The organism is Ruegeria sp. YTSA135, from assembly GCF_059610165.1.
Genome location: NZ_JBXWNC010000009.1, coordinates 52031 through 76568 on the forward strand (window position 1 = coordinate 52031; position 24538 = coordinate 76568).

General features: G+C 57.5%; 28 protein-coding genes. All 28 read right to left on the minus strand.

All coding sequences use genetic code 11. The features are described 5' to 3' along the window. Position 1: 1 nt before the first annotated feature. The 28 genes from AC2FIT_RS13320 to AC2FIT_RS13455 all read right to left on the minus strand — a co-directional run bounded on the left by AC2FIT_RS13320 (position 2) and on the right by AC2FIT_RS13455 (position 24537). A complete protein-coding gene (locus tag AC2FIT_RS13320; protein WP_496830181.1) occupies positions 2-751 on the minus strand; it encodes a biotin--[acetyl-CoA-carboxylase] ligase in 750 nt (249 codons plus the stop codon). A gap of 54 nt (positions 752-805) precedes the next feature. Beyond that, positions 806-2248 (minus strand): NADH-quinone oxidoreductase subunit NuoN, encoded by a 1443-nt coding sequence (gene nuoN, locus AC2FIT_RS13325; protein WP_496830183.1) that lies wholly within the window; start codon positions 2246-2248, stop codon positions 806-808. 14 nt (positions 2249-2262) lie between these two features. Beyond that, the gene (locus AC2FIT_RS13330; RefSeq protein ID WP_496830185.1) at positions 2263-3807 is read right to left on the minus strand and encodes an NADH-quinone oxidoreductase subunit M; all 1545 of its coding nucleotides are present in this window, start codon (positions 3805-3807) and stop codon (positions 2263-2265) included. Continuing rightward, a complete protein-coding gene (nuoL, locus tag AC2FIT_RS13335) occupies positions 3807-5948 on the minus strand; it encodes an NADH-quinone oxidoreductase subunit L (protein WP_496830187.1) in 2142 nt (713 codons plus the stop codon). The genes AC2FIT_RS13330 and nuoL overlap by 1 nt, the downstream gene beginning before the upstream one ends. 6 nt (positions 5949-5954) lie before the next feature. Continuing rightward, a complete protein-coding gene (gene nuoK, locus AC2FIT_RS13340) occupies positions 5955-6260 on the minus strand; it encodes an NADH-quinone oxidoreductase subunit NuoK (RefSeq protein WP_050602759.1) in 306 nt (101 codons plus the stop codon). Then, the gene (locus AC2FIT_RS13345; RefSeq protein ID WP_496830189.1) at positions 6257-6808 is read right to left on the minus strand and encodes a hypothetical protein; all 552 of its coding nucleotides are present in this window, start codon (positions 6806-6808) and stop codon (positions 6257-6259) included. Before AC2FIT_RS13345 ends, nuoK begins: the two co-directional genes overlap by 4 nt. Before the next feature lie 23 nt (positions 6809-6831). Further along, positions 6832-7434 carry an NADH-quinone oxidoreductase subunit J gene (locus AC2FIT_RS13350; protein WP_496830191.1) on the minus strand — a complete coding sequence of 201 codons (603 nt, stop codon included), beginning with the start codon at positions 7432-7434 and terminating at the stop codon, positions 6832-6834. After that, complete coding sequence (locus AC2FIT_RS13355) at positions 7431-7841, minus strand: carboxymuconolactone decarboxylase family protein (protein WP_496830193.1); 411 nt, start codon at positions 7839-7841, stop codon at positions 7431-7433. Before AC2FIT_RS13355 ends, AC2FIT_RS13350 begins: the two co-directional genes overlap by 4 nt. Continuing rightward, positions 7838-8332, minus strand: a complete 495-nt coding sequence (gene nuoI, locus AC2FIT_RS13360) for an NADH-quinone oxidoreductase subunit NuoI (RefSeq protein ID WP_039524264.1) — start codon at positions 8330-8332, stop codon at positions 7838-7840. The genes AC2FIT_RS13355 and nuoI overlap by 4 nt, the downstream gene beginning before the upstream one ends. Positions 8333-8334: 2 nt before the next feature. Beyond that, positions 8335-9372 carry an NADH-quinone oxidoreductase subunit NuoH gene (gene nuoH / locus AC2FIT_RS13365; protein ID WP_068335537.1) on the minus strand — a complete coding sequence of 346 codons (1038 nt, stop codon included), beginning with the start codon at positions 9370-9372 and terminating at the stop codon, positions 8335-8337. 195 nt (positions 9373-9567) lie between these two features. Then, positions 9568-11589: an NADH-quinone oxidoreductase subunit NuoG gene (nuoG, locus tag AC2FIT_RS13370; RefSeq protein WP_496830196.1), complete on the minus strand. Its 2022-nt coding sequence runs from the start codon at positions 11587-11589 to the stop codon at positions 9568-9570. A gap of 3 nt (positions 11590-11592) precedes the next feature. Further along, positions 11593-12060, minus strand: coding sequence for a DUF5333 domain-containing protein (locus AC2FIT_RS13375; RefSeq protein WP_496830198.1), 468 nt, complete (start codon positions 12058-12060; stop codon positions 11593-11595). Positions 12061-12095: 35 nt separating this feature from the next. Beyond that, entirely contained in the window at positions 12096-12473 is a 378-nt protein-coding gene (locus AC2FIT_RS13380; protein WP_496830200.1) for a hypothetical protein, read from the minus strand. A gap of 23 nt (positions 12474-12496) precedes the next feature. Continuing rightward, positions 12497-12913, minus strand: a complete 417-nt coding sequence (locus AC2FIT_RS13385) for an MAPEG family protein (RefSeq protein WP_496830202.1) — start codon at positions 12911-12913, stop codon at positions 12497-12499. Positions 12914-12917: 4 nt separating this feature from the next. Next, complete coding sequence (gene nuoF / locus AC2FIT_RS13390; RefSeq protein ID WP_496830204.1) at positions 12918-14216, minus strand: NADH-quinone oxidoreductase subunit NuoF; 1299 nt, start codon at positions 14214-14216, stop codon at positions 12918-12920. A gap of 6 nt (positions 14217-14222) precedes the next feature. Next, positions 14223-14450, minus strand: a complete 228-nt coding sequence (locus tag AC2FIT_RS13395; protein ID WP_496830206.1) for a DUF5337 domain-containing protein — start codon at positions 14448-14450, stop codon at positions 14223-14225. 29 nt (positions 14451-14479) lie between these two features. Continuing rightward, positions 14480-15640, minus strand: a complete 1161-nt coding sequence (locus AC2FIT_RS13400) for an NADH-quinone oxidoreductase subunit E (protein WP_496830208.1) — start codon at positions 15638-15640, stop codon at positions 14480-14482. Beyond that, the gene (locus AC2FIT_RS13405; protein ID WP_496830209.1) at positions 15640-16863 is read right to left on the minus strand and encodes an NADH-quinone oxidoreductase subunit D; all 1224 of its coding nucleotides are present in this window, start codon (positions 16861-16863) and stop codon (positions 15640-15642) included. Before AC2FIT_RS13405 ends, AC2FIT_RS13400 begins: the two co-directional genes overlap by 1 nt. Beyond that, positions 16863-16988, minus strand: a complete 126-nt coding sequence (locus AC2FIT_RS13410; RefSeq protein ID WP_267885766.1) for a hypothetical protein — start codon at positions 16986-16988, stop codon at positions 16863-16865. Before AC2FIT_RS13410 ends, AC2FIT_RS13405 begins: the two co-directional genes overlap by 1 nt. 1 nt (position 16989) lies before the next feature. After that, positions 16990-17166, minus strand: coding sequence for an NADH dehydrogenase (locus AC2FIT_RS13415; protein WP_068335552.1), 177 nt, complete (start codon positions 17164-17166; stop codon positions 16990-16992). 2 nt (positions 17167-17168) lie between these two features. Continuing rightward, entirely contained in the window at positions 17169-17771 is a 603-nt protein-coding gene (locus AC2FIT_RS13420; RefSeq protein ID WP_496830212.1) for an NADH-quinone oxidoreductase subunit C, read from the minus strand. 11 nt (positions 17772-17782) lie between these two features. Then, the gene (locus tag AC2FIT_RS13425; RefSeq protein WP_068335556.1) at positions 17783-18316 is read right to left on the minus strand and encodes a NuoB/complex I 20 kDa subunit family protein; all 534 of its coding nucleotides are present in this window, start codon (positions 18314-18316) and stop codon (positions 17783-17785) included. Further along, positions 18307-18672, minus strand: a complete 366-nt coding sequence (locus AC2FIT_RS13430; RefSeq protein ID WP_068335558.1) for an NADH-quinone oxidoreductase subunit A — start codon at positions 18670-18672, stop codon at positions 18307-18309. Before AC2FIT_RS13430 ends, AC2FIT_RS13425 begins: the two co-directional genes overlap by 10 nt. A gap of 187 nt (positions 18673-18859) precedes the next feature. Next, positions 18860-19648, minus strand: coding sequence for a crotonase/enoyl-CoA hydratase family protein (locus tag AC2FIT_RS13435; protein WP_496830215.1), 789 nt, complete (start codon positions 19646-19648; stop codon positions 18860-18862). 9 nt (positions 19649-19657) lie between these two features. Further along, positions 19658-20512, minus strand: coding sequence for a hydroxymethylglutaryl-CoA lyase (locus AC2FIT_RS13440; RefSeq protein ID WP_496830217.1), 855 nt, complete (start codon positions 20510-20512; stop codon positions 19658-19660). A gap of 63 nt (positions 20513-20575) precedes the next feature. Beyond that, positions 20576-22504 carry an acetyl/propionyl/methylcrotonyl-CoA carboxylase subunit alpha gene (locus AC2FIT_RS13445; protein ID WP_496830219.1) on the minus strand — a complete coding sequence of 643 codons (1929 nt, stop codon included), beginning with the start codon at positions 22502-22504 and terminating at the stop codon, positions 20576-20578. A gap of 3 nt (positions 22505-22507) precedes the next feature. Next, positions 22508-22927: an ASCH domain-containing protein gene (locus tag AC2FIT_RS13450; protein WP_496830221.1), complete on the minus strand. Its 420-nt coding sequence runs from the start codon at positions 22925-22927 to the stop codon at positions 22508-22510. A 5-nt stretch (positions 22928-22932) separates the two neighbouring features. Further along, positions 22933-24537: a carboxyl transferase domain-containing protein gene (locus tag AC2FIT_RS13455; RefSeq protein ID WP_496830223.1), complete on the minus strand. Its 1605-nt coding sequence runs from the start codon at positions 24535-24537 to the stop codon at positions 22933-22935. Position 24538: the final 1 nt, after the last annotated feature.

The window sequence follows — 24538 nt, forward strand, 5'->3', positions numbered from 1 at the left end:
TTCAGAAAAACACGTCCGCCGCAGGAATGCCAATGCGGCCCTTTGCGGTCTTTAAGACAAGGTTGCCGTCGGAGTCCACGGTTTCAAATGTTCCAACCGTTTTGGACGTGGATGTTCGGGCGGTAATCACCTCTCCCAGCCTTGCTGCCCTGGACAGCCACGCGGTACGGATCGGCTCGAACCCAAGGGTCGTAAACTGCGTTTCATATCGCGCGTAGGCCGCCGCCAATTCTGTCAGAAAATCGTCGGGCGAAACTGCCGCACCTGTCTCAGACAGCAGCGATACCGGGCGCACCGCATTCTGTTCGACGACATTGGTTGTCGGCGCTTCGGACAGGTTCACGCCAATTCCGATTGCCAAATGCGATACCGCACCGCCCTGCCCAGTGCTTTCCAGCAGGATACCTGCAAGTTTGCCGCCGTTCAGCAACACGTCATTCGGCCATTTCAAAGACAGTCCCGCAGCGCGTCCTGTCACCGCGATACAGGCATCGAACACCGCAAGTGCCGCAACAAAGCTGCGCAAAGCTGCCTGCCCCGGATTACCCTGCGGCCGCATCAACAACGTGGCGGCCAGGTTTCCCTTGGGATTGACCCAGGCCCGACCGCGCCGTCCGCGCGCGGCGGTTTGGTGATGTGCCATGATCCACACCGGGCCGGACGCCGTTGGCGCAAGCCGGGTGGCCTCGTTTAAGGTACTGTCGACCTCTTGCAAGATATGCAGGCCGTATCCCTGCGGCCAGTCTGTCATGGTAAAAAGGCTCGGCCTGTCGACCGAGCCTCCTGCGATTGGATGTCCAACACGTCAGTTGACAAGCGTAGCCGCCGCAGCCGCTGCCGCGCCTTCGATACCGAATTGGTAGAAAACACCAACCAGCATTAGTGCGGCTGACCCCATCAATGCGACCCACAGAACCGGCGTCGCGCGCGTTTCAATTGAATCTTCGTTTTCGGCACCGAAGTACATGTAAAAGACAATCCGCAGATAGTAGAACGCACCAATCACCGACGCGATTGCCGAAACGATGACCAAACCGATCAACCCCGCGCTGACGCCAGCTTGCCAAACGCCAAACTTGGCGAAGAAGCCCAGCATCGGCGGCACGCCGGCTAGGCTGAACATCAGGATCAGCACCGCCAATGCTTTGCCCGGATCGCGTTTGGCGTATTGCCGCAACGCGTCGATATCCGTGACGGGCTTGCCATCCCGTTCCATCATCAGGATGAAGGCAAAAGTACCGATGTTCATGGTTACATAAATCGCCAGATACATCAGCATCGCCTTGACGCCCAGCTCTGTCCCTGCAGCTAGACCAATCAAAGCATACCCCATATGAGCGATGGACGAGAAAGCCATCAGTCGTTTGATATCCCGCTGACCGATGGCAGCAACGGCTCCCAACAGCATCGATAGTACTGAAAGCAGCACGATGATCTGCTGCCAATCCGCGATCACCCCACCAAACGCGTCATGTAACAAGCGTGCAAACAGCGCCATGGCCGCGACTTTCGGCGCGGTGGCGAAAAAGGCCGTGATCGGCGTGGGCGAACCTTGATAGACGTCTGGCGTCCACATATGGAACGGAACAGCCGAGACTTTGAAGGCCAGACCCGAGATCAGGAACACCAGGCCGAACAACAGACCAACCGAGATCTCTCCGTGCTGAACTGTCTGGATGATGCCCGAGAACAGAGTGGTTCCGGTAAAACCGTAGACCAGCGATGCGCCATACAACAGAAGACCCGAGCTGAGAGCCCCAAGTACGAAGTACTTCAAGCCAGCCTCGGTCGATTTCAAGCTGTCCCTGCGCAAAGCGGCCACGACGTAGAGAGACAGTGACTGAAGCTCTAGCCCCATATACAGCGACATCAGGTCGCCCGCGCTGACCATCATCATCATACCCACGGCAGCCAAAGCCACCAGCAGCGGATATTCAAACCGCAGCATATCGCGACGCGCCATATAGTCTTGGCTCATCACCAAGACCGCAGCCGCCGACAGCAGGATCGCAACCTTTGCAAAGCGCGAGAATCCGTCATCCACGAACATGCCGTTGAACGCCACATTTGTGCCGTCGCCGTTTGTCGCAATCCAGAAAGACAAGAGCGCCATCACCCCGGCCGTCGTCCAGACCAGAACCGGCGCCAGTGCGTCCTTGGTCGTGTAAACGGCCCCGATCAGAGCGGCCATCGCGTATACGGCCAGAATGATCTCTGGCAGGATTATTGTCAGATCAGCTTGGATCATTTCTCCAAAGCTCCCTACTGCGACGCGGCCGTCTGGGTCGCGGCCTCAGCCGCGGCCAGAGCCGTGTCATAGTTTGAAATAAGGGCAGCCGTCGAGTTGCCGATCACATCGGTCACCAGCGACGGGTAAACGCCCAGAAGGATCGTCATCACGATCAGTGGCGCAAAGATCAGCCGCTCACGCGAACTCATGTCTGTCATCGCCTTGAGGCTTTCCTTGATCAAGTCGCCAAACACGACCCGACGGTAGAGCCACAGCGCATAGGCTGCCGAGAAAATGACACCTGTTGCGGCCACGGCCGTCACCCAAGTGTTCACCTGGAACGTGCCCATCAGGGTCAGGAATTCCCCAATGAACCCAGATGTGCCCGGCAGGCCGACATTGGCCATGGTGAACAGCATGAAGACCAACGCATAGGCAGGCATCCGAATGACCAGCCCACCATAAGCCTCAATATCGCGCGTGTGCATCCGGTCATAGATTACGCCCACACACAGGAAGAGTGCCGCCGAAATGAACCCGTGACTGAGCATCTGGAAGATCGCACCGTCAATGCCCTGCTGGTTTGCCGCAAAAATGCCCATGGTGACAAAGCCCATATGTGCGACCGAAGAATATGCGATCAGCTTTTTCATATCCTCCTGCACCAGCGCAACCAGTGAGGTGTAGACCACGGCAATCGCCGACATCCACAGCACCAGATCAGTCATCACAGCCGACCCTACCGGGAACATCGGCAGGCTGAACCGAAGAAAGCCATAGCCGCCCATCTTCAACAGGATTGCCGCCAGTACGACCGAACCGGCGGTCGGCGCTTGCACGTGGGCATCTGGCAACCAGGTGTGTACTGGCCACATTGGCATTTTCACCGCAAACGAGGCGAAGAAAGCCAGGAACATCAGCGTCTGCATTCCGCCGACGATGTAGATGCCCAGAACGGTGAACCCCTCGGACGAGAACTGATGGTTCATCAGTGCCTCAATATCCGTAGTGCCTGCATCAGCATACATTGCCACCATCGCCACAAGCATCAACACCGAACCGAGGAAGGTGTACAGAAAGAACTTGAAGCTGGCATAGATGCGTTCTTTGCCGCCCCAGATGCCGATGATCAGGAACATCGGGATCAGCCCTGCCTCAAAGAACAGATAGAACAGCACCAGATCCAGCGCCATGAACACGCCCAGCATCAGCGTTTCCAGCAACAGGAAGGCGATCATGTATTCCTTGACTCGGTCGGTCACGTTCCAACTGGCCAAAATGGTCAGCGGCATGATGAAGGTCGTCAGCAAAACGAACAGCACGCTGATGCCGTCCACGCCCATCTTGTATTTCAAGCCCAGCAACCACTCGCCTTCTTCCACCATCTGAAAGCCGGTGTTTGAGGGGTCGAAACTGGTGTAGATCCCGATTGAAACAAGGAAGGTTACTGTGGTCGCCACAAGCGCAACCCACTTCGCATTGCGCTGAGCGGCGGCGTCATCACCGTGCAGGAACAGGGCCAGAATGCCAGCCGCCACAGCGGGGATGAAGGTGACGATGGAGAGGATATTGTCCATTATTGTGCGCCTCCGCCAATCGACATCCAGGTGACAAGGGCTGCGATGCCCAGAACCATCCAGAAGGCGTAAGTAAAGATGTAGCCCGTCTGCGCTTTACCTGCGAGGCGGGTGAAGAACGGAACAACGCCCATTGCAACCCCGTTCAGGAAACCGTCGATGGTGTTGCCATCACCGCGCTTCCACAGGAACCGCCCAATCGCCACAGTGGGTTTGACGAAGATCGCGTTGTAGATTTCGTCGAAGTACCACTTGTTTAGCAGGAACAGGTACAAAGGACGCTGGTTCTGCGCCAAACGACCCGGCAGCGACGGATTGACGATGTAGAACCAGTAAGCCATGCTAAAACCTAGGACCATCGCCACAAACGGCGAGACCTTGACCCATTTCGGAGCCGCGTGCGCATCGTCCAGAACATGGTTGTCCGGCGCCATGTAAAGCGCGCCTTCACCCGGTTCGCCGACAAACGCGTAGTGGTGGTCGCCATGCGCGTCTTTCTCGCCATGGCCCTCATCCGTATGGGCATCGCCTTGAGCGTCATCCGCGTGACCTTCATCGCCATGCGTGGCCGCCTCCGCGTGATCGCCAACCTCAGCATGTTCTGACGCCTCAGCCACGGGAATGCCGTAGAATTTGCCGACCTTGTCTGCATGACCGAAGAAATTGCCATACCAGATCATTCCGGCGAATACCGCCCCAAGGGACAGCACACCCAGTGGCACAAGCATGGTCATCGGGCTTTCATGCGCGTGCTCATGCTTATGCTTGTCCCCGCGAGGTTCGCCATAGAAAGTCAGGAATATCAAACGCCAGCTATAGAAGGATGTGAACGCTGCCGCGACGACCAGCAACCAGAAGCCATAGGCCGACCCACCTGCATAGGCGCTTTCGATGATGGCGTCCTTGGACAGGAACCCAGCGAAACCGATCGTCGTCAGCGGAATACCAACCCCTGTGATCGCCAGCGTACCGATCATCATCGCCCAAAAGGTATATGGGATTTTTTTCCTCAGCCCACCATATTCGGTCATTTCCTGTTCGTGGTGCATGGCATGAATAACCGAGCCCGCGCCGAGGAACAGCAACGCTTTGAAGAAGGCGTGCGTGAACAGATGGAACATCGCAGCGGAGTACATCCCGACCCCAGCGGCCACGAACATATAGCCAAGCTGCGAACAGGTCGAATACGCGATGACACGCTTGATGTCGGTTTGCACCAACCCAACGGTCGCGGCAAAAAAGGCTGTGCTTGCGCCCAGTACGGTGACAAACCCTGTCGCACCCGGCGCAAACTCCATCAGCGGTGACATCCGGCACACAAGGAACACACCCGCCGTTACCATCGTCGCGGCATGGATCAGCGCAGACACAGGCGTCGGGCCCTCCATCGCATCCGGCAACCAGGTGTGCAGGATCAGCTGTGCAGATTTACCCATCGCACCGATGAACAACAGGACGCAGATCACTTCGATGGCGTTCCACTCAGACCACAAGAAGGTCAGCTGCGTTTCCGCCAACTGCGGCGCCGAGGCAAATATGTCTGAGAAATTGATGCTGTCCGTGAGGAAGAACAGCGCGAAGATCCCCAAGGCAAAACCAAAGTCACCCACCCGGTTGACGATGAACGCTTTCATCGCAGCGGCATTTGCGCTCGGCTTGCGATAGTAGAATCCGATCAGCAGATAAGACGCGACACCCACGCCTTCCCAGCCAAAGAACATCTGCACCAGATTGTCGGCGGTCACCAGCATCAACATCGCAAAGGTGAAGAAGGATAGGTAAGCGAAGAAACGCGGCTTATAGCTCTCGCCCTCACGCCATTGCGGATCGTGGTCCATGTACCCGAAGGAATAGAGGTGCACGAGCGCCGAAACGGTCGTTACCACGATCAGCATGATCGCAGTTAGTCGATCCAGACGAATGGCCCAGCTAGTCGACAGCGATCCGCTCTCGATCCAGCGCATGATTTCGATCTGTTGGGTGACGCCATCGAAGGTGAAGAACACGATCCACGACAGCACACAGGCCAGGAACAACAGGCCAGTGGATGTCCACATGGCGGCTTTCTCGCCGATGAATTTCCAGCCGAACCCGCAAATCAGCGCACCCACCAGCGGGGCAAAGAGGATGGTCGTTTCCATTGTCTCTTACCCCTTCATCATATTGACGTCTTCAACCGCAATCGAGCCGCGGTTGCGGAAGAAGCAAACCAGAATGGCGAGCCCAATCGCCGCCTCGGCCGCTGCAACGGTCAGGACGAACAGCGTAAACACCTGCCCGACCAGATCGCCGAGGAAGCTGGAAAACGCCACGAGGTTGATATTCACCGCCAGCAGCATCAATTCGATGCTCATCAGCAGGATGATGACGTTCTTGCGGTTCAGAAAGAGACCGAAGATGCCGATGACGAACAGCGTCGCCGCGACCGTAAGATAGTGTTCAAGTCCGATCATAGCTTCGCTCCTGGCGAGTCGGGGTAGTAGAGTTTGCAGCCGCAGGTGTAGTCGACTTTCTTTTGATCCGCAGTTCTGCCAAAGAACGCATCAAGACTAGAGCTACTGCGATAACCTTGGTTTTTTGCGATATTCTGCAATTCAGACACGGTGGTCTGATCATTCAAGCCTATTGGTCCCTGCGGCTGTTGAATGAGTTCGATTGACTCATGAATGCCTATAGGATGCGACACAACTTTTTGACCATCTTCAGCAATTACTGTCTCCGAGCCAACTAGTTGCCCACCGATGATAATTCCGTCTGCAATTGAGCAATCCATGAAGAAGAGGTACTGTTGAGAGAAGCACGCATCGCCGCTATTCAATCTTTGTCCAATGCGGCCATTGCCTATGTCTATGACTGGCTCCCCGCTGAAAGAATTCCATTTTCCACGCCCGCCATTCTTAAAAGAACAGTCTGGGTGGACCGACTTAAACTTCCATCCCTCGTTGACGGGCGCTGGCGAACAGGCCAGTGCCGCGTTACTCATCACAAACATGATGAGCATGAGTGCTATTGTGGAGTTATGCTTCACAACCCCTGCCCCGGTTTCACGTCCTTCAACTCCATCGCCTTGGCCGGGTCGCGCATCATCTGGCCGACGATGTCCTGACGTTTGATGTCCTTGCGGTGGCGCAGCGTCAGAACAATTGCGCCGATCATGGCCACCAGCAGGATCAGGCCCGCAAGTTGGAACAGAAGGAAGTATTGATCATAAAGAATGACGCCAAGCGCCTCGGTGTTGTGACGGTCTGTCGGAACCGGTTGGGCCAGATTGGCCGCAGCACCCTGCGCGCTGTCCCAGGCACCAAAGGCCATGACGAACTGCATCAGGATGACCAGACCGATCAGCAGTGCCAGCGGCATATAGCGCGCCATCTCGGCCTTCAGTTCGGCAAAGTCCACGTCCAGCATCATCACCACAAAGAGGAACAGCACCGCGACCGCGCCCACGTAGACGATAATCAGCAGCATCGCCACGAATTCAGCCCCAAGCAGCACGAACAGCCCCGCCGAGGACAGGAAGGACAGGATCAGCCACAGCACCGAATGCACCGGTTGGCGGCTGATCACCGTGAACAGCCCTCCGGTTATGGCGCCGATGGCAAAAAGGTAGAAGGCAAAGACGGTCATTGATCCTCATCCTCGTTGTCTCCCATGAGCTCTTGCGCCAGATCCAGCGCTCGGGTCATGGCCGGGATGCCGGCAAAGACCGACATCTGACCGATCGTTTCCACGATCTCTTGTTTTCTGGCCCCGGCTTCAAGCGCGTGGCGGACAGTCTGGCGCACAGCGGTATCGGCCTGCGCGCCCTGACAGGTCAGCCCCGCCAGCGTCAGAAGCAGGCGGGTCTTCGCATCCAACCCATCCTTGTTGACGGCGTTGCCGAACATCATCTCCATGACCTCTTTGGGCATGGTCGGCCACAGCGCCTCGAACCCCTTGGGCGAGAAATTCTCCATCGCCGGGTTCATCGCTTTGGCCATGTCCTGAGCTTGCTTCATCATCAGCTCGAACGGATTTGTCGGGCTGTCACTCATCGGTAAGGTGCGTCCATTTCCAGATTCCGGGCAATTTCAGCTTCCCAACGTTCACCGTTATCGAGCAGTTTTTCCTTGTCGTAAAATAGCTCTTCGCGGGTTTCCGTGGCAAATTCAAAGTTAGGACCCTCGACGATGGCATCGACCGGGCAGGCCTCTTGGCAGAAGCCGCAATAGATGCACTTGGTCATGTCGATGTCGTAGCGCGTGGTGCGGCGGCTGCCGTCTTCGCGCGGTTCTGCGTCGATGGTGATCGCTTGCGCGGGGCAAATCGCCTCGCACAGCTTGCAAGCGATACAGCGTTCCTCACCATTCGGGTAGCGACGCAGGGCGTGTTCACCACGGAAGCGCGGCGACAGTGGCCCCTTCTCATGCGGGTAGTTTACGGTGGCCTTTGGGGCAAAGAAGTATTTCAACCCCAGCTTCATACCTACCCAGAAGTCCTGCAGCAGGAAATATTTCGCGGCGCGGGTATAGTCGATTTGAGTCATAATCAGCCTCCTACGCTCCAGCGGGCGAATGCGCCCCAGAACCAGTCAAATCTTGCCGCAAAGGCCACAAAGACCACCCAGACCAGCGAGAACGGCAGGAAGACTTTCCAGCCCAGACGCATCAGCTGGTCATAGCGGTAGCGCGGCGTGATCGCCTTGACCATTGCGAACAGGAAGAAGAAGAACGCCATCTTCGCGACCATCCACAGCGCGCCATCCGGCAAACCCGGAATGGGCGACAGCCATCCGCCAAAGAACAACAACGTGGTAAGAGCACACATCAAAAAGATGGCGATGTATTCACCAGCCATGAACAGCAGGAAGGGCGTGGCCGAATATTCGACCTGATACCCGGCAACCAATTCCGATTCCGCCTCAGGCAGGTCGAACGGCGGACGGTTGGTTTCCGCCAGCGCCGAAATAAAGAACAGGAAAACCATCGGGAAGTGCGGCAGCCAATACCAGCTGAAGAACCCAAACGACCCGTCTTGTGCGCGGACGATGTCGCCAAAGTTCATCGAGCCGGTGGAAATGATGACACCGATGATAATCAGGCCGATCGATACTTCGTATGAAATCATCTGTGCCGCAGAGCGCAGAGAACCCAGGAACGGATACTTTGAGTTCGACGCCCAACCGCCCATAATCACGCCATAAACCTCAAGCGAGGAAACGGCGAATACGTACAGAATGGCAACGTTGATATCTGAAAGAACCCAGGTATCGTTAAACGGGATCACTGCCCACGCGATCATCGCCAGCACAAAGCTTGTCAGTGGTGCAAGCATGAAGACGGTACGGTCCGCACCGGCCGGGATAACGACCTCTTTGACCACGTATTTCAACGCATCCGCGACTGTTTGCAGCAAGCCATACACGCCGACCACGTTTGGACCGCGCCGCATCTGGACCGCTGCCCAAATCTTGCGGTCGCCATACACGAGGAACAATAGCGAAATCATCACAAATGCAACAACGGCAAGCACTTGTGCCAGAATGATAAAGGCTATTCCGCCTGGGGTGTTAAAGAAATCAGCCATTGGTCCTCACACCGTGGGTATTCCGTTTTCCGCAAACGATGCTTAGGCCATATGCCTGCGCAAATTGCGGCTGGGTCGGCGCGTTGGTGTAAACAGCATCCGCCGCCCCAGCGCCACCCTTTTTATTGCGTTTCACACGCATTTCTTGGCCCAGCGTATCGCAGGCCCGCTTCAAGGATATGAAACAAGACTGGATCATTCCGCCGCGATCTTCTCGGACTTGCGTGCCTGTGCCTGTGCCGACAGTTCGGCCATCAATTGCGAGGCCCGAGCAATCGGGTTGGTCAGGTAAAAGTCACCTAACGCATTTCGGAAGGTCCCCTTGCCCAGTGGAGCCACTTCCAGTGGTTCCACCTTGTTTTCAATGACTTCGTCAATTCGCGCCAGATGCGGCACCGCTTCGATCAACGCTGTGCGAAGCTGCGCCAGTGAGTCATAGGGAAGTTTTGCACCCAGCTCTGCCGAAAGGGCACGCAGGATCGCCCAATTCTCCTTGGCCTCACCCGGTGCGAAACCAGCACGCGCTGCCAGTTGCGGACGACCCTCGGTGTTCACGAACAGGCCGTTTTCCTCGGTATAGGCCGCGCCCGGAAGGATCACATCAGCGCGATGCGCACCACGGTCACCGTGGCTGCCCTGATAGATGACAAATGCGCCTTCCCCAATCTCAATCTCATCTGCACCGAGGTTGTAGATCACATCCGCCGCACTTATGGCTTCCATGCCGCCTTCGTTTGTTGCGTCTACGTCCATCGCGCCAACCCGAGACGCTGCTGTATGCAACACGATCAGGCCACTGTCGGTATTGGCGGCAATGGTTTGTGCCGCAGCTAGAACAGCGGCCCCGTCCGCTTCTTTCAGGGCGCCTTGACCAATAATTACCAACGAGGCTTTGCCCTTGATCTCATCGTCACCGCCCATGTCGACGACTTTTTGCAAGGCTGCGCGGTCATCACCCATATGCTGATACTCATACGTCAGATCAACCGCCGGCCCGACCACAGCGACCTCTGCCCCATGTGCCCAGGCCTTGCGGATACGGGCGTTGAGTACCGGAGCTTCGTCTCGTGGGTTGGTACCGATCAGCAATATCCGCTCGGCCGTGTCGATATCTTCGATTGCGGCGGTTCCGGCATAAGCCGCCCGGTTTCCAGCAGGCAACCGGGCACCGTCGGTTCGGCATTCGACAATTCCGCCCAGCCCTTCGATCATCTGTTTCAAGGCAAACGCGGCCTCGACCGGTACCAGATCACCCACAAGTCCTGCAGGTTTTTCGGCCCCTTTCAGCGCCTCGGCAGCTTTGTTCAACGCTTCAGGCCACGAGGCCGGACGCAGTTTGCCGTTTTCGCGCACATACGGCTTGTCCAAGCGCTGACGACGCAGGCCGTCCCACACAAACCGCGTCTTGTCGCTGATCCATTCCTCGTTCACGCCATCATGGTTACGCGGCAGAAAGCGCATGACTTCACGCCCCTTGGTGTCCACCCGGATGTTCGAACCCAGAGCGTCCATCACATCGATGCTCTCGGTCTTGGTCAGCTCCCATGGACGTGCAGTGAACGCATAGGGCTTGGACGTCAGCGCCCCAACCGGGCAAAGGTCGATAATATTACCTTGCAGGTTCGAGTCCAGCGTCTGGTTCAGATACGAGGTGATCTCAGCATCCTCACCGCGCCCGGTCTGTCCCATCTGCGTGATCCCGGCCACCTCGGTCGTAAAGCGCACGCAGCGGGTGCAACTGATGCAGCGGGTCATCGCGGTGCCCACCAACGGCCCCAAATCCAGATCGTCTACCGCGCGCTTTGCCTCTTTAAACCGCGACCCCGACAAACCATAAGCCATCGCCTGATCCTGCAGATCGCATTCGCCGCCCTGGTCACAAATCGGGCAATCCAGCGGATGGTTGATCAGCAGGAACTCCATCACCCCTTCGCGGGCCTTTTTGACCATAGGTGAATTGGTTTTGACCACTGGCGGCTGACCTTCCGGTCCCGGGCGCAAGTCGCGTACCTGCATCGCGCAGGATGCTGCAGGTTTCGGCGGTCCGCCCACAACTTCAACAAGGCACATACGGCAATTTCCGGCAATGGAAAGACGCTCGTGATAGCAAAAGCGCGGCACCTCGATCCCAGCTTGTTCGCAAGCCTGAATCAGGGTCATTGCACCATCGACTTCGATTTCTTGCCCGTCGATATTAACTTTGCGGAGGTCAGACATGATCTAGTTCGCCCTCAAATACACGCCAACGGCGCTGTTTCTTTCGATTTCCTTCTGCCCTAATGCGCAGAAAGAGTTCTGATCTTTGTAACTCACACCGTTCCGGGCCAAATATGCCTCGCCCTTGGCGCGCATTCTGTCCTTTTCGGCGTCGGATTCTACATATGCCCGGATTTCATCGTCCGAGTAGCCGAGGTTATTTGCCTTGGACTTCAGCCCCCACATCACGCCAATCGCCTTCAGGCGTCGACCATTGATTGAGGGGCAGTATTCTGAGATCTCGTTCGCAATAGCGATATAGTAAAGCTCGTCGTCGATCTCTTTTACGTCGCGCAGCGGCGGTTTCGCTTTTGCTACCGTTGGCAGGGCCAGCACAGACAAAATTGCAAGCAGTTTCACACCAGACATGACCAGTCCTTTCGTCTTGGGAAACCCAAGACGGCCTGCCGCCGAGGTGCTATGCAATAACATCCCCCGCGTCATGGCGTGATATGCGCAAGCACGCCTCATGGTCGTTGGCATGCCCCTATAAAGGTCAGCTTGTCGTCAACAATGCTGAGCGCCTGCGGATCGGTATCCGGGCCAACCTTCCAAAGAATTTGGGACGTTCCAAAATTATAGATGCAGAATTTTGTTCCTTCGAACCGTCCTGCTTCGCGCGCGCCGTCCAGCGATGCCGATACGTCGTTCACGACCACTGTGAATTCTGTCGGCGTTGCTTTCTTGTCGACCGGTTTCGCGTTGGCCCGGAAGTAGTGGCCGTCAAAAAAAACCCGATCGCTGGAAGACGAAATCCCGACTCCACCGCAAGCCGCGACAAAAGATATGGCGGCCAACGCACCCAGCATCGTGAACCGACCCGTAAGGAGATGTTGGGCCTTCATCTGAATATTCCCCGAGTTTGCCATTAGAACGCAGCCACCGTCGCCATTACACCCATCGCCACCATGCAAGCCCACGCGATCACATAAGTGACCGAGCGCAAGCCACTATTTGGTTTGCCGATGCCCCGAATATGCACCACCAACATCGCCACGCGCGCGACCAGCGCGATCGAGGCCAGCAGGTTCACCCAGAACGGGCTGACCCCCATCAGAATGGCCGCGACCGTGACCGCAACATACGCGGGCAGTGTCTCAGTCCCATTCAGGTACGCCCGGTTCAAACGATACGCACTGTCGGAATAGTCCTGCGCTGGGGCTGCACCGGGTGCCAAACCCTTGGATTGCTTGGCCAAGGCTGAAAAAGGTGCCAGCACCAAGATTATCAGGGAAAATATGACAACCGATGCGACAGCATGGCCATATTCTGCAAACAGGTCCATCAGGTTACTCCGCCGCCATAGCGCCCATGCGGCCCGATTTCTGAGCCTTAATGCGGTCTTCGATCTCTTCGCGGAAGTTGCGGATCAGACCTTGGATCGGCCAGGCGGCCGCATCACCAAGCGCGCAGATCGTGTGGCCTTCGACCTGTTTGGTCACATCGAACAGCATGTCGATTTCTTCCAACTCGGCCTCACCACGCACAAGGCGGTCCATAACACGCATCATCCAGCCTGTGCCTTCGCGACACGGCGTACACTGACCGCAGCTTTCATGCTTATAGAATTTCGACAGGCGCCAGATCGCCTTGATGATATCGGTGGACTTGTCCATCACGATTACCGCAGCCGTACCCAGACCCGAGCCCAGATCGTTGCGCAGGTAGTCGAAATCCATGATCGCATCGCGCATGTTTTCACCGCGCACACATGGCACGGACGAGCCGCCCGGGATCACCGCCAGCAGATTGTCCCAACCGCCACGAATCCCGCCACAATGGATTTTAATCAACTCCTCAAAAGAAATCGACATCGCCTCTTCAACGACGCAGGGGTTATTCACGTGGCCCGAAATCGCAAACAGTTTGGTGCCTGCATTGTTCTGACGGCCAAAACCCGCAAACCAGTCAGCACCACGGCGTAGGATCGTAGGAACAACGGCGATGGACTCCACATTATTCACCGTCGTCGGACACCCATAAAGGCCCGCTCCCGCCGGGAACGGAGGCTTCATCCGCGGCATACCCTTCTTGCCCTCAAGGCTTTCGATCAGAGCGGTTTCCTCACCGCAAATGTACGCCCCTGCCCCGTGATGCAGAAACAGGTCAAAGTCCCAGCCCGAGCCAGCAGCGTTCTTGCCAAGCAAGCCCGCGTCATACGCCTCATCAATCGCAGCCTGTAGCGCCTCACGCTCGCGAATATATTCGCCGCGCAGGTAGATATAGCAGGTATGCGCATTCATCGCGAAAGAGGCGATCAGGCAGCCTTCGATCAACGTGTGCGGATCGTGGCGCATGATCTCGCGGTCCTTGCAGGTTCCGGGTTCGGATTCATCTGCGTTCACAACCAGATACGCCGGACGTCCATCGCTTTCTTTGGGCATGAAGGACCACTTCAGTCCCGTCGGGAAACCCGCGCCACCCCGTCCACGAAGCCCTGAATCCTTCATCGTCTGGATGATCCAGTCGCGGCCCTTTTCCATCAGGCCAGCAGTGCCATCCCAATGCCCCCGGGCTTGCGCACCCTTCAAAGTACGCTCATGCATCCCGTAGATGTTGGTAAAGATCCGGTCCTGATCCTTCAGCATCGCTAGTTACCTTTGGCTATCCTGACGCATCCGCCAGAGTTGAAAAATGTTGACACCCGCGTAGATGAAACCCGCCAGAGCAGCGAAGTCAAAAAGCAGGGCATGTCGCGTCGTCAATTCCAGTGCGGGTCCGACAAAAAGGTTCATGGCAAGCCAAAACAGCATAGTCGCGGCAATGACTACACCAATATGACGGCCCTTGCGGGCTATGGCCTGTTCTTTGTCCTTATCCATCTTACCCTGATGCCCCAACCGGGCACCGTTTAATCGTCGTCGTAAGTGCCATCTTCCTTGGCGCGTTTGGCGAATTCGGTTTCCTCACCCGCCGCCAGTTTCCTAGCCTGTTCAATCCAGCCGTCGCGTTCAATCCGCCCTTTGAACTGCAACCGCTCATCCACCCAAGCCACATGCTCGGGCGACCACGCCGCGATCTGGTCGAAATGATAAATGCCCAGCTCGTTCAGCGTCTGTTCAAGTTTGGGCCCGACGCCTTTTAGCAGTTTCAGATTGTCCGCCTTACCATCGCGCGCTGCGCTAAGCGTTTCGGGTTGGGCTTCCTGAACCTCTGTGCTGTCCGCCTTGGCCGCAGCACCTTCCGGCGAAGCCGGTTCAGCCTTGGCCGATTTCTTGGTGCCACCTTGCTGCGCCGCAGTCTTTCCAGTCTCAGGCGCTTTAGGCGGTTTGGGCGCCGCTTGACTCGCGGTGGCTTTGCCATCTTTGCCCAACCAAGGCGTCAGGATCGGTACTTCCGTACCGTCGATCCGCTTGACTGTGTCGCCCAAATCAGTGGCCAGTTCAACACTAGCGTTGTACTGAGGCTTGCCCGCCTCATACTCGGACAGGCTACTCAGACCCTTCAAAGGTTCCGACGCATAGCGCCCGTTTTGGGGCCCCGGCGTGGGAACCTTGCCAGATACAAGGTCGTCGATGATCTTGCTAAAACTCTCGGCGGTCAGGTCTTCGTAGTAGTCCTTGCCGATTTGCGCCATCGGCGCATTGGTGCAGGATCCAAGACACTCCACCTCTTCCCAGCTCAGCTTACCATCCGCAGACAGCTCGTGCGGTTTGGCAGCGATTTTTTTCTTACAAACCGCGATCAAATCCTCAGCCCCGCAGATCATGCAGGAGGTCGTGCCGCACACCTGAATATGTGCCACGGAACCAACGGGTTGCAGCTGGAACATAAAGTAAAAAGACGCGACCTCAAGCACGCGGATATGGGCCATACCCAGCATGTCCGCGACAGATTCGATAGCCGGACGGCTCAGCCAACCCTCCTGCTCTTGCGCGCGCCACAGCAGCGGAATGACCGCGCTGGCCTGACGGCCCTCGGGGTACTTGGTGATCTGCGCTTCGGCCCATTGCTGGTTGTCAGCAGTGAAGGCAAAGCTTTCGGGTTGTTCTGGGTGAAGACGGCGGAGCATTAGCGGTCAATCTCTCCAAATACGACATCCATGGTGCCGATGATGGCGGCCACGTCGGCCAGTTGGTGGCCCTTTGCAACATGGTCCATGGCTTGCAGGTGCAGGAAACCAGGCGCGCGCAGTTTGGCGCGGTAGGGTTTGTTGGTGCCGTCGGCGACCAGATAGACGCCGAACTCGCCCTTAGGGGCTTCGACAGCGGCATAAACCTCGCCCTCGGGGACGTGGAAGCCTTCGGTGTATAGTTTGAAGTGATGGATCAAGCTTTCCATCGAGGTCTTCATGTCCGAGCGTTTAGGCGGGGTGATCTTGCCGCGCGCCAGAACGTCACCGGGGCACTCGCGGATTTTGGCGATCGCCTGACGGATGATCAGCAGCGACTGGCGCATCTCTTCCATGCGGCAGAGATAACGGTCATAGCAGTCACCGTTCTTACCGACGGGGATCTGGAATTCGAACTCATCATAACATTCATAGGGCTGCGCGCGGCGCAAATCCCAGGCCAAACCCGTTCCACGCACCATCACGCCCGAGAAGCCGTATTTCTGAATGTCATCCTCGGTCACGACGCCGATATCGGCGTTGCGCTGCTTGAAGATGCGGTTTTCGGTCAGTAGCCCGTCAATATCGTCCAGAACGGCGGGGAATTCGTGGCTCCACGCCTCGATATCGTCGAGCAATTCGGGCGGCAGGTCCTGATGGACACCGCCGGGGCGGAAATAGGCGGCGTGCAGGCGGGCACCGCAGGCACGCTCGTAGAACACCATCAGCTTTTCGCGTTCCTCGAACCCCCACAGTGGCGGGGTCAGTGCCCCAACGTCCATCGCCTGCGTAGTCACATTCAGCAGGTGGTTCAGAATACGACCGATCTCGGAATACAGAACCCGGATCAGCGACCCCCGACGTGGAACTTCGACCCCAGTCAGCTTTTCGATGGCCAGACACCAGGCATGCTCCTGGTTCATCGGTGCCACGTAATCCAGACGATCGAAATATGGTAGGTTCTGCAGATATGTCCGGCTTTCCATCAGCTTTTCGGTGCCTCGGTGAAGCAGGCCGATATGCGGATCGCAGCGTTCGACGATCTCGCCGTCCAACTCGAGCACAAGGCGTAAAACTCCGTGCGCCGCAGGGTGTTGCGGGCCGAAGTTTATGTTGAAATTGCGGATCTTCTGTTCTCCGCTCAGCGCGTCCGTGCTGCCGTCATCGTATCTTGAGCCGTCCATCAACGCCCCCGTTTTTTCTTTTTCGCTTCAGCCCGAACCCGGACCTTCTCAGCTTCGGTCGCTTTCACTGCGGCCCCTGCCAGCAGCACGCCCAACGCGCCCAATGCGATTAATTCACCTATCATGTCAGCGGCGCTCCATCTCTTGCAACTTCAAGGCCATGATCCATAATAGGATAAGCACGACCGGTGAGATGATGCATGCGAACGCCCAGTTCTTGTTGATCCCGAAATGCGGCAATAGCTTGGTCATCGGTACGACCGTCGCCACCACCAACACAATCCAGATCAGGAACTCAAACATGACTACGTCTCCTGTTTTTCATCTCCAGGCAAAATGTAATTCGCACCCTCCCAAGGGCTCATGAAATCGAACTGACGATACTCTTGAACCAGACTGACAGGTTCATAGACAACCCGCTTTTGCGCCTCATCATACCGCACCTCGGTATATCCGGTGGTCGGGAAATCCTTGCGCAACGGATAGCCGCGGAAGCCATAGTCGGTCAGGATGCGCCGCAGGTCGGGATGCCCTGAGAACAGGATGCCAAACATGTCAAACACCTCACGCTCGAACCAGTTGGCCGAGGGGTGAATGTCAGTGATTGAAGGCACCATATCTTCTTCGCGGATCGAAACCCGCAGGCGAATACGCTGGTTTTGATACATCGACAGGAAATGGTACACCACGTCGAACCGCTTGGGCCGTTCGGGGTAGTCCACACCCGTGATATCGACCAGCGTCGAGAATTTGCAGCTTTGGTCGGTTTTCAAAAACTCGACAAACTCCACGAGGCTTGACGGGGCCACATCGACGTTCAGCTCACCATGGGTCACATCCCAGGACAGAACGCAATCCACCCGCTTTATCTCTAGCTGCGTGCCAAGTTCTTTGAGTGCTTCGCTCATCTGCCCTCTCCTCAGCGTACGATTGTGCCGGTGCGGCGGATTTTGCGTTGCAACTGCATCAGGCCGTACAACAACGCCTCAGCCGTTGGAGGGCAGCCGGGGACATAAATATCAACCGGAACGATGCGGTCACAGCCACGCACCACAGAGTACGAGTAGTGATAGTAACCACCCCCATTGGCGCAGGACCCCATCGAGATCACGTAACGCGGCTCGGGCATCTGATCATAGACCTTGCGCAGCGCCGGGGCCATCTTGTTGGTCAGCGTTCCCGCAACGATCATTACATCGGACTGGCGCGGGGAAGCGCGCGGTGCGATTCCGAACCGCTCAGCATCATACCGTGGCATCGAAGTGTGCATCATCTCGACCGCGCAACAGGCCAAACCGAACGTCATCCAATGCAGCGATCCGGTACGGGCCCAGTTGATGATGTCCTCGGACGATGTCAGCAGGAACCCTTTGTCCTGCAACTCGGCATTTAAGGCCTCGGTTGCGACCTCCTTGTCGACACCGGCAGTGTTTGCACCTGTCATCACTCCCATTCCAAGGCCCCCTTCTTCCATTCATAGGCAAAGCCGATGGTCAGAACGCCCAGGAACACCATCATTGACCAGAAACCCACATCGCTAATGTCCCGGAACCCAACGGCCCAAGGGAACAGAAAGGCGATTTCCAAATCAAAAATAATGAAGAGAATCGACACCAGGTAGAATCGGACGTCGAATTTCATCCGCGCATCGTCGAATGCGTTAAAGCCGCATTCATATGCACTGACCTTTTCAGGGTCGGGGTTACGTACAGCCAGAACCACAGCCGCCAGAATCAGGACGATTCCAAGGCCCACAGCAACGGCCAGAAACACCAGAATCGGGAGATACTCCCGTAGCAGGTCTTCCACGAATAGCTCCTTTCCTGCGCAACCCAATCCGGGGGCGCCGTCAATTGGCGTGTTGACTGGCCATTCTCTATCCGCGCAGGATCAGGGGGTCAACCGAGCACAAACGCGCAGTGGCCTAATAACTCAGTTGTTTCCAGCAATAAAAAAGCTACATTTTTCACCCGAATTTAAACGCTGTTCTAGCGCGCTAGCCTTCATTGCTCCAAGAAGGCTTTCGTTTTTCAAAAAAAGCACTGATACCTTCGTGCGCTTCGGTGGTCTCCCACCGCTCGACCAGCGCCCGGATGGTCTGATCGATCACCAAATTGTCAATTGCCGGTCCCAGCGATCGCACCAGTGATTTGGCCGATGCCACCGCACCCGGAGCGCAAGAGAGATAGGGTAAGACTTCTTTTTCAACAGCCGCGCTCAGATCAGCGGAAGGCACCGCTTTGGCCAGCAAGCCAAGCTCAACGGCTTCGGCGGCGTCAAACAGCCGTGCTGACATGAAAACGCGCCGCGCGCGGGCTTCGCCCATACGGGCAATAACATAAGGGCCGATGGTGGCGGGAATCAGACCAAGCCGCGTTTCGGTCAGACCCATTTTCAAGCCGATTGCGCCAATTGCCACGTCACAAACTGCGGCCAACCCGACGCCACCACCAAACGCATTGCCCTGCACGGCACCGATCAGGGGCCGGGGCATGGTATTCAGCGCTTGCAACATCTCAGCCAGTTTGCGCGCCTCGGAAAACCGGGTTTCGGGATCAGCGGCCATCTGATCCCGCATCCACCCCAAGTCACCGCCCGCGCAAAAACTCTGGCCCGCGCCGGTCAGTACCACGGCACGCACAGCGTCGTCTTCACCCAATTGCCCAGCGGCCTGGGTCAACTCAGATATCATTTGCGCCGACATTGCGTTGTGCTTTTCGGCCCGATTTAGGGTCAGGGTTGCTATTCCGCGTGCATCGGTCGAAAGCGAAATTGTTTCAAACATGACTGTTCCTCACTCTGGTCGCATAGCGCGGGCCATTTGCGCGGCCTCTTCTACAATTCCCAGATCAAGTCCGGTCTCATAACCTAGCCGCTCCAAATGCGCGACCACGGCTTCGGTCGCGACATTTCCGGCAGCTCCGGGCGCGTATGGGCACCCGCCCAACCCCCCGACGGCCGTATCAAAGGTACGAACGCCCAGCGCCAATGCCGCGTCGATATTGTCGATCGCGCGCCCATTCGTGTCATGGAAATGCCCTGCAAGCCGGGTCACGGGAACACGCTCGCGCACGGCGAGTATCATATGAGCAATAGTATCCGGCGTGCCCTGCCCGATCGTATCACCCAACGACACTTCATAGCAGCCCAGTGCAAACAGGTGATCCGCGACCTCTGCCACCTTTTCCGGCGGTGTCGGGCCATCATACGGGCAGTCCGTCACGCAAGACACGTAACCCCGCACCGGCAGATCAATATGCCGCGCGGCCTCAAGGATAGGGGTGAACCTCTCAATCGACTCGGCAATCGTGGCGTTGATATTGGCCTTGGAAAACCCCTCTGAGGCCGACGCAAATACCGCGATTTCATCTGCCTTGGCTGCAAGCGCGTCCTCGTACCCGCGCATGTTTGGGGTCAGCGCGGCGTAACGCACTCCGTCCGCCCGAGTGATTTTGGCCAAAACTTCGGCACTGCCCGCCATTTGCGGCACCCATTTAGGCGAGACGAAACTGGCCACTTCAATCCGGTTGAAGCCCGCGCGGCTGAGGCAATTGATCAGGGCTACCTTTTCAGAAACCGCGATCTCGCGTTTTTCGTTCTGCAGACCATCGCGTGGACCTACCTCAAAAATATCGACCTGCTCGCCCATGGCTGCGCTCCTCCCAGCTTTGATCACCTCCGACGGTGCCACCCTAGGCGGCAGGCGTCGAATTCACTCTTTTTCCAGCCTGATCAGCGCGGCACCGGCTTCAACCTGCCCGCCATTCTCGACCAATACTTCGGCTACTATTCCGTCTCGGGCCGCCAACAAAGAATGCTCCATCTTCATGGCTTCGAGGACGGCCAGCCGATCCCCTTCGTTCACCGCCTGCCCAACCGACGCAAACACGGCTTTCACCAGACCGGGCATGGGTGCCTCGATCACGTTGGTATCCCCCGCGGCACTGGCATCACGGTCCAGCGGATCGACGATATCAAAGGCCTGTCCGAAGGCATCGAATACAGTGACCTGTGACCCCGAAACCGAAACACGCGGCATCGGCGTACCACCGATCAGCCAACCACCAGTGCTGCGTTCGGCGATAACGGTCTGCTCGCCGATCTGCCACACCTGACGATTGGGGCTTTCGACCTGAACGTCCAGATCAATCACCTCGGGTGCCTGTAGCTGAACCGCCCGATGCAGCGGCGCCCAAAGCGAGAAGCCGGTCTCACTGGTCGTCTCAACCAGACCGAGCGCGGTCATCGCGGCAGCCACACAAGTCGGGGCCGACACCGGTTCCTGCTGTGTCAGCGCCTCAAGATCACGCCCAATCAATCCGGTATCCACATCACCAGAGGCAAACCCCTTGTGCCGCGTAAGCGCGCCAAGAAAAGCAAGGTTTGTGACAGTACCTGCGACCTCAGTTTGCTGCAGGGTCCGATGCAATTGCTCCAACGCGACATCTCGGGTGGGGCCGTGGACGATGACCTTTGCGATCATCGGGTCATACCACGGGCTGATCGTGTCCCCCGCGCGCACCCCGCTGTCGGCGCGACAGGCGGGTGGGAAGTGCAGATGCGTCAGAGTGCCCGTTGCAGGCAGAAAACCCTTGGGCACGTCTTCGGCATAAAGCCGTGCCTCGAAAGCATGGCCCGAGATTGACAGGTCTTCCTGCCGTTTCGGCAAAGCCTCGCCTGACGCTACCCGAAGCTGCCATTCGACAAGGTCAATACCCGTGATCGCTTCGGTCACCGGATGTTCGACTTGCAGGCGGGTATTCATCTCCATGAACCAGAAGCGATCCGGGCGCAGCCCGTCCGACGCATCCACGATAAACTCGACCGTTCCCGCGCCCTTGTAGCCGATGGCTTCGGCCGCACGCACACCGGCCTGACCCATCGACTCGCGCATCTCGGGCGTCATTCCGGGGGCCGGAGCCTCTTCGATCACTTTCTGATGGCGGCGTTGCAGCGAACAATCGCGTTCGAACAGATGCACCGCATGGGCGCCATCGCCAAAAACCTGCACTTCAATATGGCGCGGTTTGGCGACAAATTTTTCGACCAACACATCGTCATTGCCAAATGCAGTGCGCGCCTCACCCCGGGCGCTATCCAGCGCAGCGGCGAAATCTTGGGGTCGCTCTACCAGACGCATGCCTTTACCACCGCCACCGGCGACGGCCTTGATCAGCACCGGATACCCGATAGTGTCGGCAGCCCCGGCCAGATGCTCGGGGTCCTGATTGTCACCGTGATAGCCCGGAACAACAGGAACACCAGCCCGTTCCATCAGCACTTTGGCCGCGTCCTTTAGGCCCATTTTACGAATCGCATCCGCCGAAGGTCCGATGAACACCAGCCCGGCGGCCTCGACCGCATCGACAAATTTGGGGTTCTCGGACAGGAAACCATATCCGGGATGTATCGCCTGTGCCCCTGTCTTCAGTGCGGCCTGAATAATCACGTCACCCTTCAGGTAACTCTCGGCCGGAGCCGCACCGCCGATGTGCACGGCCTCATCTGCCATCTGAACGTGCTTGGCCGTCGCATCCGCATCCGAGTAGACCGCAACGCAAGACACGCCCATGGACTGCGCCGTTTCAATGACACGACAGGCAATTTCGCCCCGGTTGGCAATCAGGATTTTGTTGAACATCTTCTACCCCTCAACCGCCAGATCTTCTACAAGCCGGAACCGCTCGCACACCAGTTCCATCTCAGGTTCAAATCCACCGTTACGCTCAAAGTAACGCTGATGATCCCGGCGCCATCCTTCAAGGGTTTCGTTCTCACCCTCAGCCAAAGCGAAGTCTTCCGTCACATCGCAGTATCGACAGATCGATACCTCGACCGTTTCGATGACCAATGCCGGGCGACCGTCCCATTCCAAAGCAATATCCTGGCGTCCGGCAACCGGCATATCGGGGCTGCCGTCGGGATAATCCCGACGCGCGCCACAGGTTGCTGTTTTCCGGTCGGAGCGCACCAATGCCAGCAACTCAGCGCTCAGTTCAGCGCTGTCACCGAAATTAAAGGTTTGCGCACCGGGATAGCGGGTCAATACGTCATTCAATGCCATGGCACTCACATCCTGAACACGCCGAAACGTGTTTCCTCAATCGGGGCGTTCAGAGCGGCGCTGAGGGACAGGGCCAGCACGTCGCGGCTTTTGCGCGGGTCGATGATACCGTCATCCCACAACCGCGCCGAAGCATATAGCGGATGGGACTGCTCCTCGAACATATCCAAGGTCGGGCGTTTGAATTCGGCCTCCTCCTCGGCCGACCACGTACCGCCCTGCCGTTCGATCCCGTCGCGTTTAACAGTAGCCAACACGCCTGCGGCCTGTTCGCCCCCCATCACGGAAATCCGTGAATTCGGCCAAGTCCACAGGAACCGCGGCTGATAGGCCCGACCGGCCATGCCATAGTTTCCAGCCCCGAATGAGCCTCCGACAAGCATCGTGATCTTCGGCACCGAGGTAGTTGCCACAGCCGTCACCATTTTGGCCCCGTGCCGCGCGATGCCTTCGTTTTCATATTTCCGACCGACCATGAAACCGGTGATGTTCTGTAGAAACACCAAAGGAATTTTCCGCTGCGAGCAAAGCTCGACAAAATGTGCGCCCTTCTGCGCGGCCTCAGAAAACAGCACGCCATTATTTGCAATGATCCCGACCGGGCAGCCTTTGACATGGGCGAACCCAGTCACCAGCGTTTCCCCGAACCGAGGTTTGAACTCATCAAAGCGCGATCCATCGACTAGGCGGGCGATCACCTCGCGAATATCATAGGGCGTGCGCAGGTCAGCGGGGACAACGCCAAGGATTTCCTCGGGGTCATAAGCCGGGTCTTCGGGGCTGGCCCAATCGACCGTCTGCAGCTTGCGCAGGTTCAGCGAGCCAACAGCCCGCCGCGCCAGAGCCAAGGCGTGGGCATCGTCCTCGGCCAGATAGTCAGCCACACCGGACAAGCGGGTATGCACGTCGCCACCGCCCAAATCCTCAGCCGTGACAACCTCGCCGGTTGCGGCCTTGACCAGAGGCGGCCCGGCCAGAAAGATCGTGCCCTGCTCTTTCACAATGATCGTGACATCCGACATCGCAGGCACATACGCCCCGCCAGCCGTACAAGACCCCATCACCACAGCGATCTGAGGGATGTCCTTCGCACTCATCCGCGCTTGGTTATAGAAGATGCGGCCAAAGTGATCGCGGTCGGGGAACACCTCGTCCTGATTGGGCAGGTTCGCACCACCACTATCAACAAGATAGATGCAGGGCAGATGGTTTTCCTCAGCGATCTCCTGCGCGCGGAGGTGTTTCTTGACGGTCATCGGATAGTAGGTGCCGCCCTTCACGGTGGCGTCGTTGCACACCACCATAACCTCGCGCCCCTGCACCCGGCCAATCCCCGCAACGACCCCGGCGCTTGGCGCGGCATCGCCGTACATCCCATGCGCAGCCGTCGCCCCGATTTCAAGGAACGGAGACCCCGGATCAAGCAGGTTCGCCACCCGACGACGCGGCAGCATCTTGCCCCGCGATTCATGCCGCGCGCGGGATTTCTCACCGCCGCCCATGCGGGCTGCTTCGGCAGCGGCAGAGATGTGCGCCAGCGCCTCCAGATGCGCCGCGCGGTTTGCCTTGAAGCCGTCAGAGGCAAGCATGACTTTGGATGTGAGTTTCATT

What these genes read in the sequence shown, in the direction of transcription:
- AC2FIT_RS13420 (WP_496830212.1), bottom strand. Translation starts at nt 17,771, where the DNA reads ATGAGCGAAGCACTCAAAGAACTTGGCACGCAGCTAGAGATAAAGCGG.
- AC2FIT_RS13330 (WP_496830185.1), bottom strand. Translation starts at nt 3,807, where the DNA reads ATGGACAATATCCTCTCCATCGTCACCTTCATCCCCGCTGTGGCGGCT.
- AC2FIT_RS13405 (WP_496830209.1), bottom strand. Translation starts at nt 16,863, where the DNA reads ATGGACGGCTCAAGATACGATGACGGCAGCACGGACGCGCTGAGCGGA.
- AC2FIT_RS13345 (WP_496830189.1), bottom strand. Translation starts at nt 6,808, where the DNA reads ATGCTCATCATGTTTGTGATGAGTAACGCGGCACTGGCCTGTTCGCCA.
- AC2FIT_RS13440 (WP_496830217.1), bottom strand. Translation starts at nt 20,512, where the DNA reads ATGGGCGAGCAGGTCGATATTTTTGAGGTAGGTCCACGCGATGGTCTG.
- nuoI (WP_039524264.1), bottom strand. Translation starts at nt 8,332, where the DNA reads ATGACTCAAATCGACTATACCCGCGCCGCGAAATATTTCCTGCTGCAG.
- AC2FIT_RS13320 (WP_496830181.1), bottom strand. Translation starts at nt 751, where the DNA reads ATGACAGACTGGCCGCAGGGATACGGCCTGCATATCTTGCAAGAGGTC.
- AC2FIT_RS13380 (WP_496830200.1), bottom strand. Translation starts at nt 12,473, where the DNA reads ATGAAGGCCCAACATCTCCTTACGGGTCGGTTCACGATGCTGGGTGCG.
- AC2FIT_RS13375 (WP_496830198.1), bottom strand. Translation starts at nt 12,060, where the DNA reads ATGTTATTGCATAGCACCTCGGCGGCAGGCCGTCTTGGGTTTCCCAAG.
- nuoF (WP_496830204.1), bottom strand. Translation starts at nt 14,216, where the DNA reads ATGCTGAAGGATCAGGACCGGATCTTTACCAACATCTACGGGATGCAT.
- AC2FIT_RS13450 (WP_496830221.1), bottom strand. Translation starts at nt 22,927, where the DNA reads ATGGCATTGAATGACGTATTGACCCGCTATCCCGGTGCGCAAACCTTT.
- AC2FIT_RS13400 (WP_496830208.1), bottom strand. Translation starts at nt 15,640, where the DNA reads ATGCTCCGCCGTCTTCACCCAGAACAACCCGAAAGCTTTGCCTTCACT.
- nuoK (WP_050602759.1), bottom strand. Translation starts at nt 6,260, where the DNA reads ATGATCGGACTTGAACACTATCTTACGGTCGCGGCGACGCTGTTCGTC.
- AC2FIT_RS13445 (WP_496830219.1), bottom strand. Translation starts at nt 22,504, where the DNA reads ATGTTCAACAAAATCCTGATTGCCAACCGGGGCGAAATTGCCTGTCGT.
- AC2FIT_RS13410 (WP_267885766.1), bottom strand. Translation starts at nt 16,988, where the DNA reads ATGATAGGTGAATTAATCGCATTGGGCGCGTTGGGCGTGCTGCTGGCA.
- AC2FIT_RS13350 (WP_496830191.1), bottom strand. Translation starts at nt 7,434, where the DNA reads ATGACCGTCTTTGCCTTCTACCTTTTTGCCATCGGCGCCATAACCGGA.
- AC2FIT_RS13395 (WP_496830206.1), bottom strand. Translation starts at nt 14,450, where the DNA reads ATGGATAAGGACAAAGAACAGGCCATAGCCCGCAAGGGCCGTCATATT.
- AC2FIT_RS13425 (WP_068335556.1), bottom strand. Translation starts at nt 18,316, where the DNA reads ATGGGAGTGATGACAGGTGCAAACACTGCCGGTGTCGACAAGGAGGTC.
- nuoG (WP_496830196.1), bottom strand. Translation starts at nt 11,589, where the DNA reads ATGTCTGACCTCCGCAAAGTTAATATCGACGGGCAAGAAATCGAAGTC.
- AC2FIT_RS13455 (WP_496830223.1), bottom strand. Translation starts at nt 24,537, where the DNA reads ATGAAACTCACATCCAAAGTCATGCTTGCCTCTGACGGCTTCAAGGCA.
- AC2FIT_RS13415 (WP_068335552.1), bottom strand. Translation starts at nt 17,166, where the DNA reads ATGTTTGAGTTCCTGATCTGGATTGTGTTGGTGGTGGCGACGGTCGTA.
- nuoH (WP_068335537.1), bottom strand. Translation starts at nt 9,372, where the DNA reads ATGGCTGATTTCTTTAACACCCCAGGCGGAATAGCCTTTATCATTCTG.
- nuoL (WP_496830187.1), bottom strand. Translation starts at nt 5,948, where the DNA reads ATGGAAACGACCATCCTCTTTGCCCCGCTGGTGGGTGCGCTGATTTGC.
- nuoN (WP_496830183.1), bottom strand. Translation starts at nt 2,248, where the DNA reads ATGATCCAAGCTGATCTGACAATAATCCTGCCAGAGATCATTCTGGCC.
- AC2FIT_RS13355 (WP_496830193.1), bottom strand. Translation starts at nt 7,841, where the DNA reads ATGAGTGACAGCCCGACAAATCCGTTCGAGCTGATGATGAAGCAAGCT.
- AC2FIT_RS13435 (WP_496830215.1), bottom strand. Translation starts at nt 19,648, where the DNA reads ATGTTTGAAACAATTTCGCTTTCGACCGATGCACGCGGAATAGCAACC.
- AC2FIT_RS13385 (WP_496830202.1), bottom strand. Translation starts at nt 12,913, where the DNA reads ATGGACCTGTTTGCAGAATATGGCCATGCTGTCGCATCGGTTGTCATA.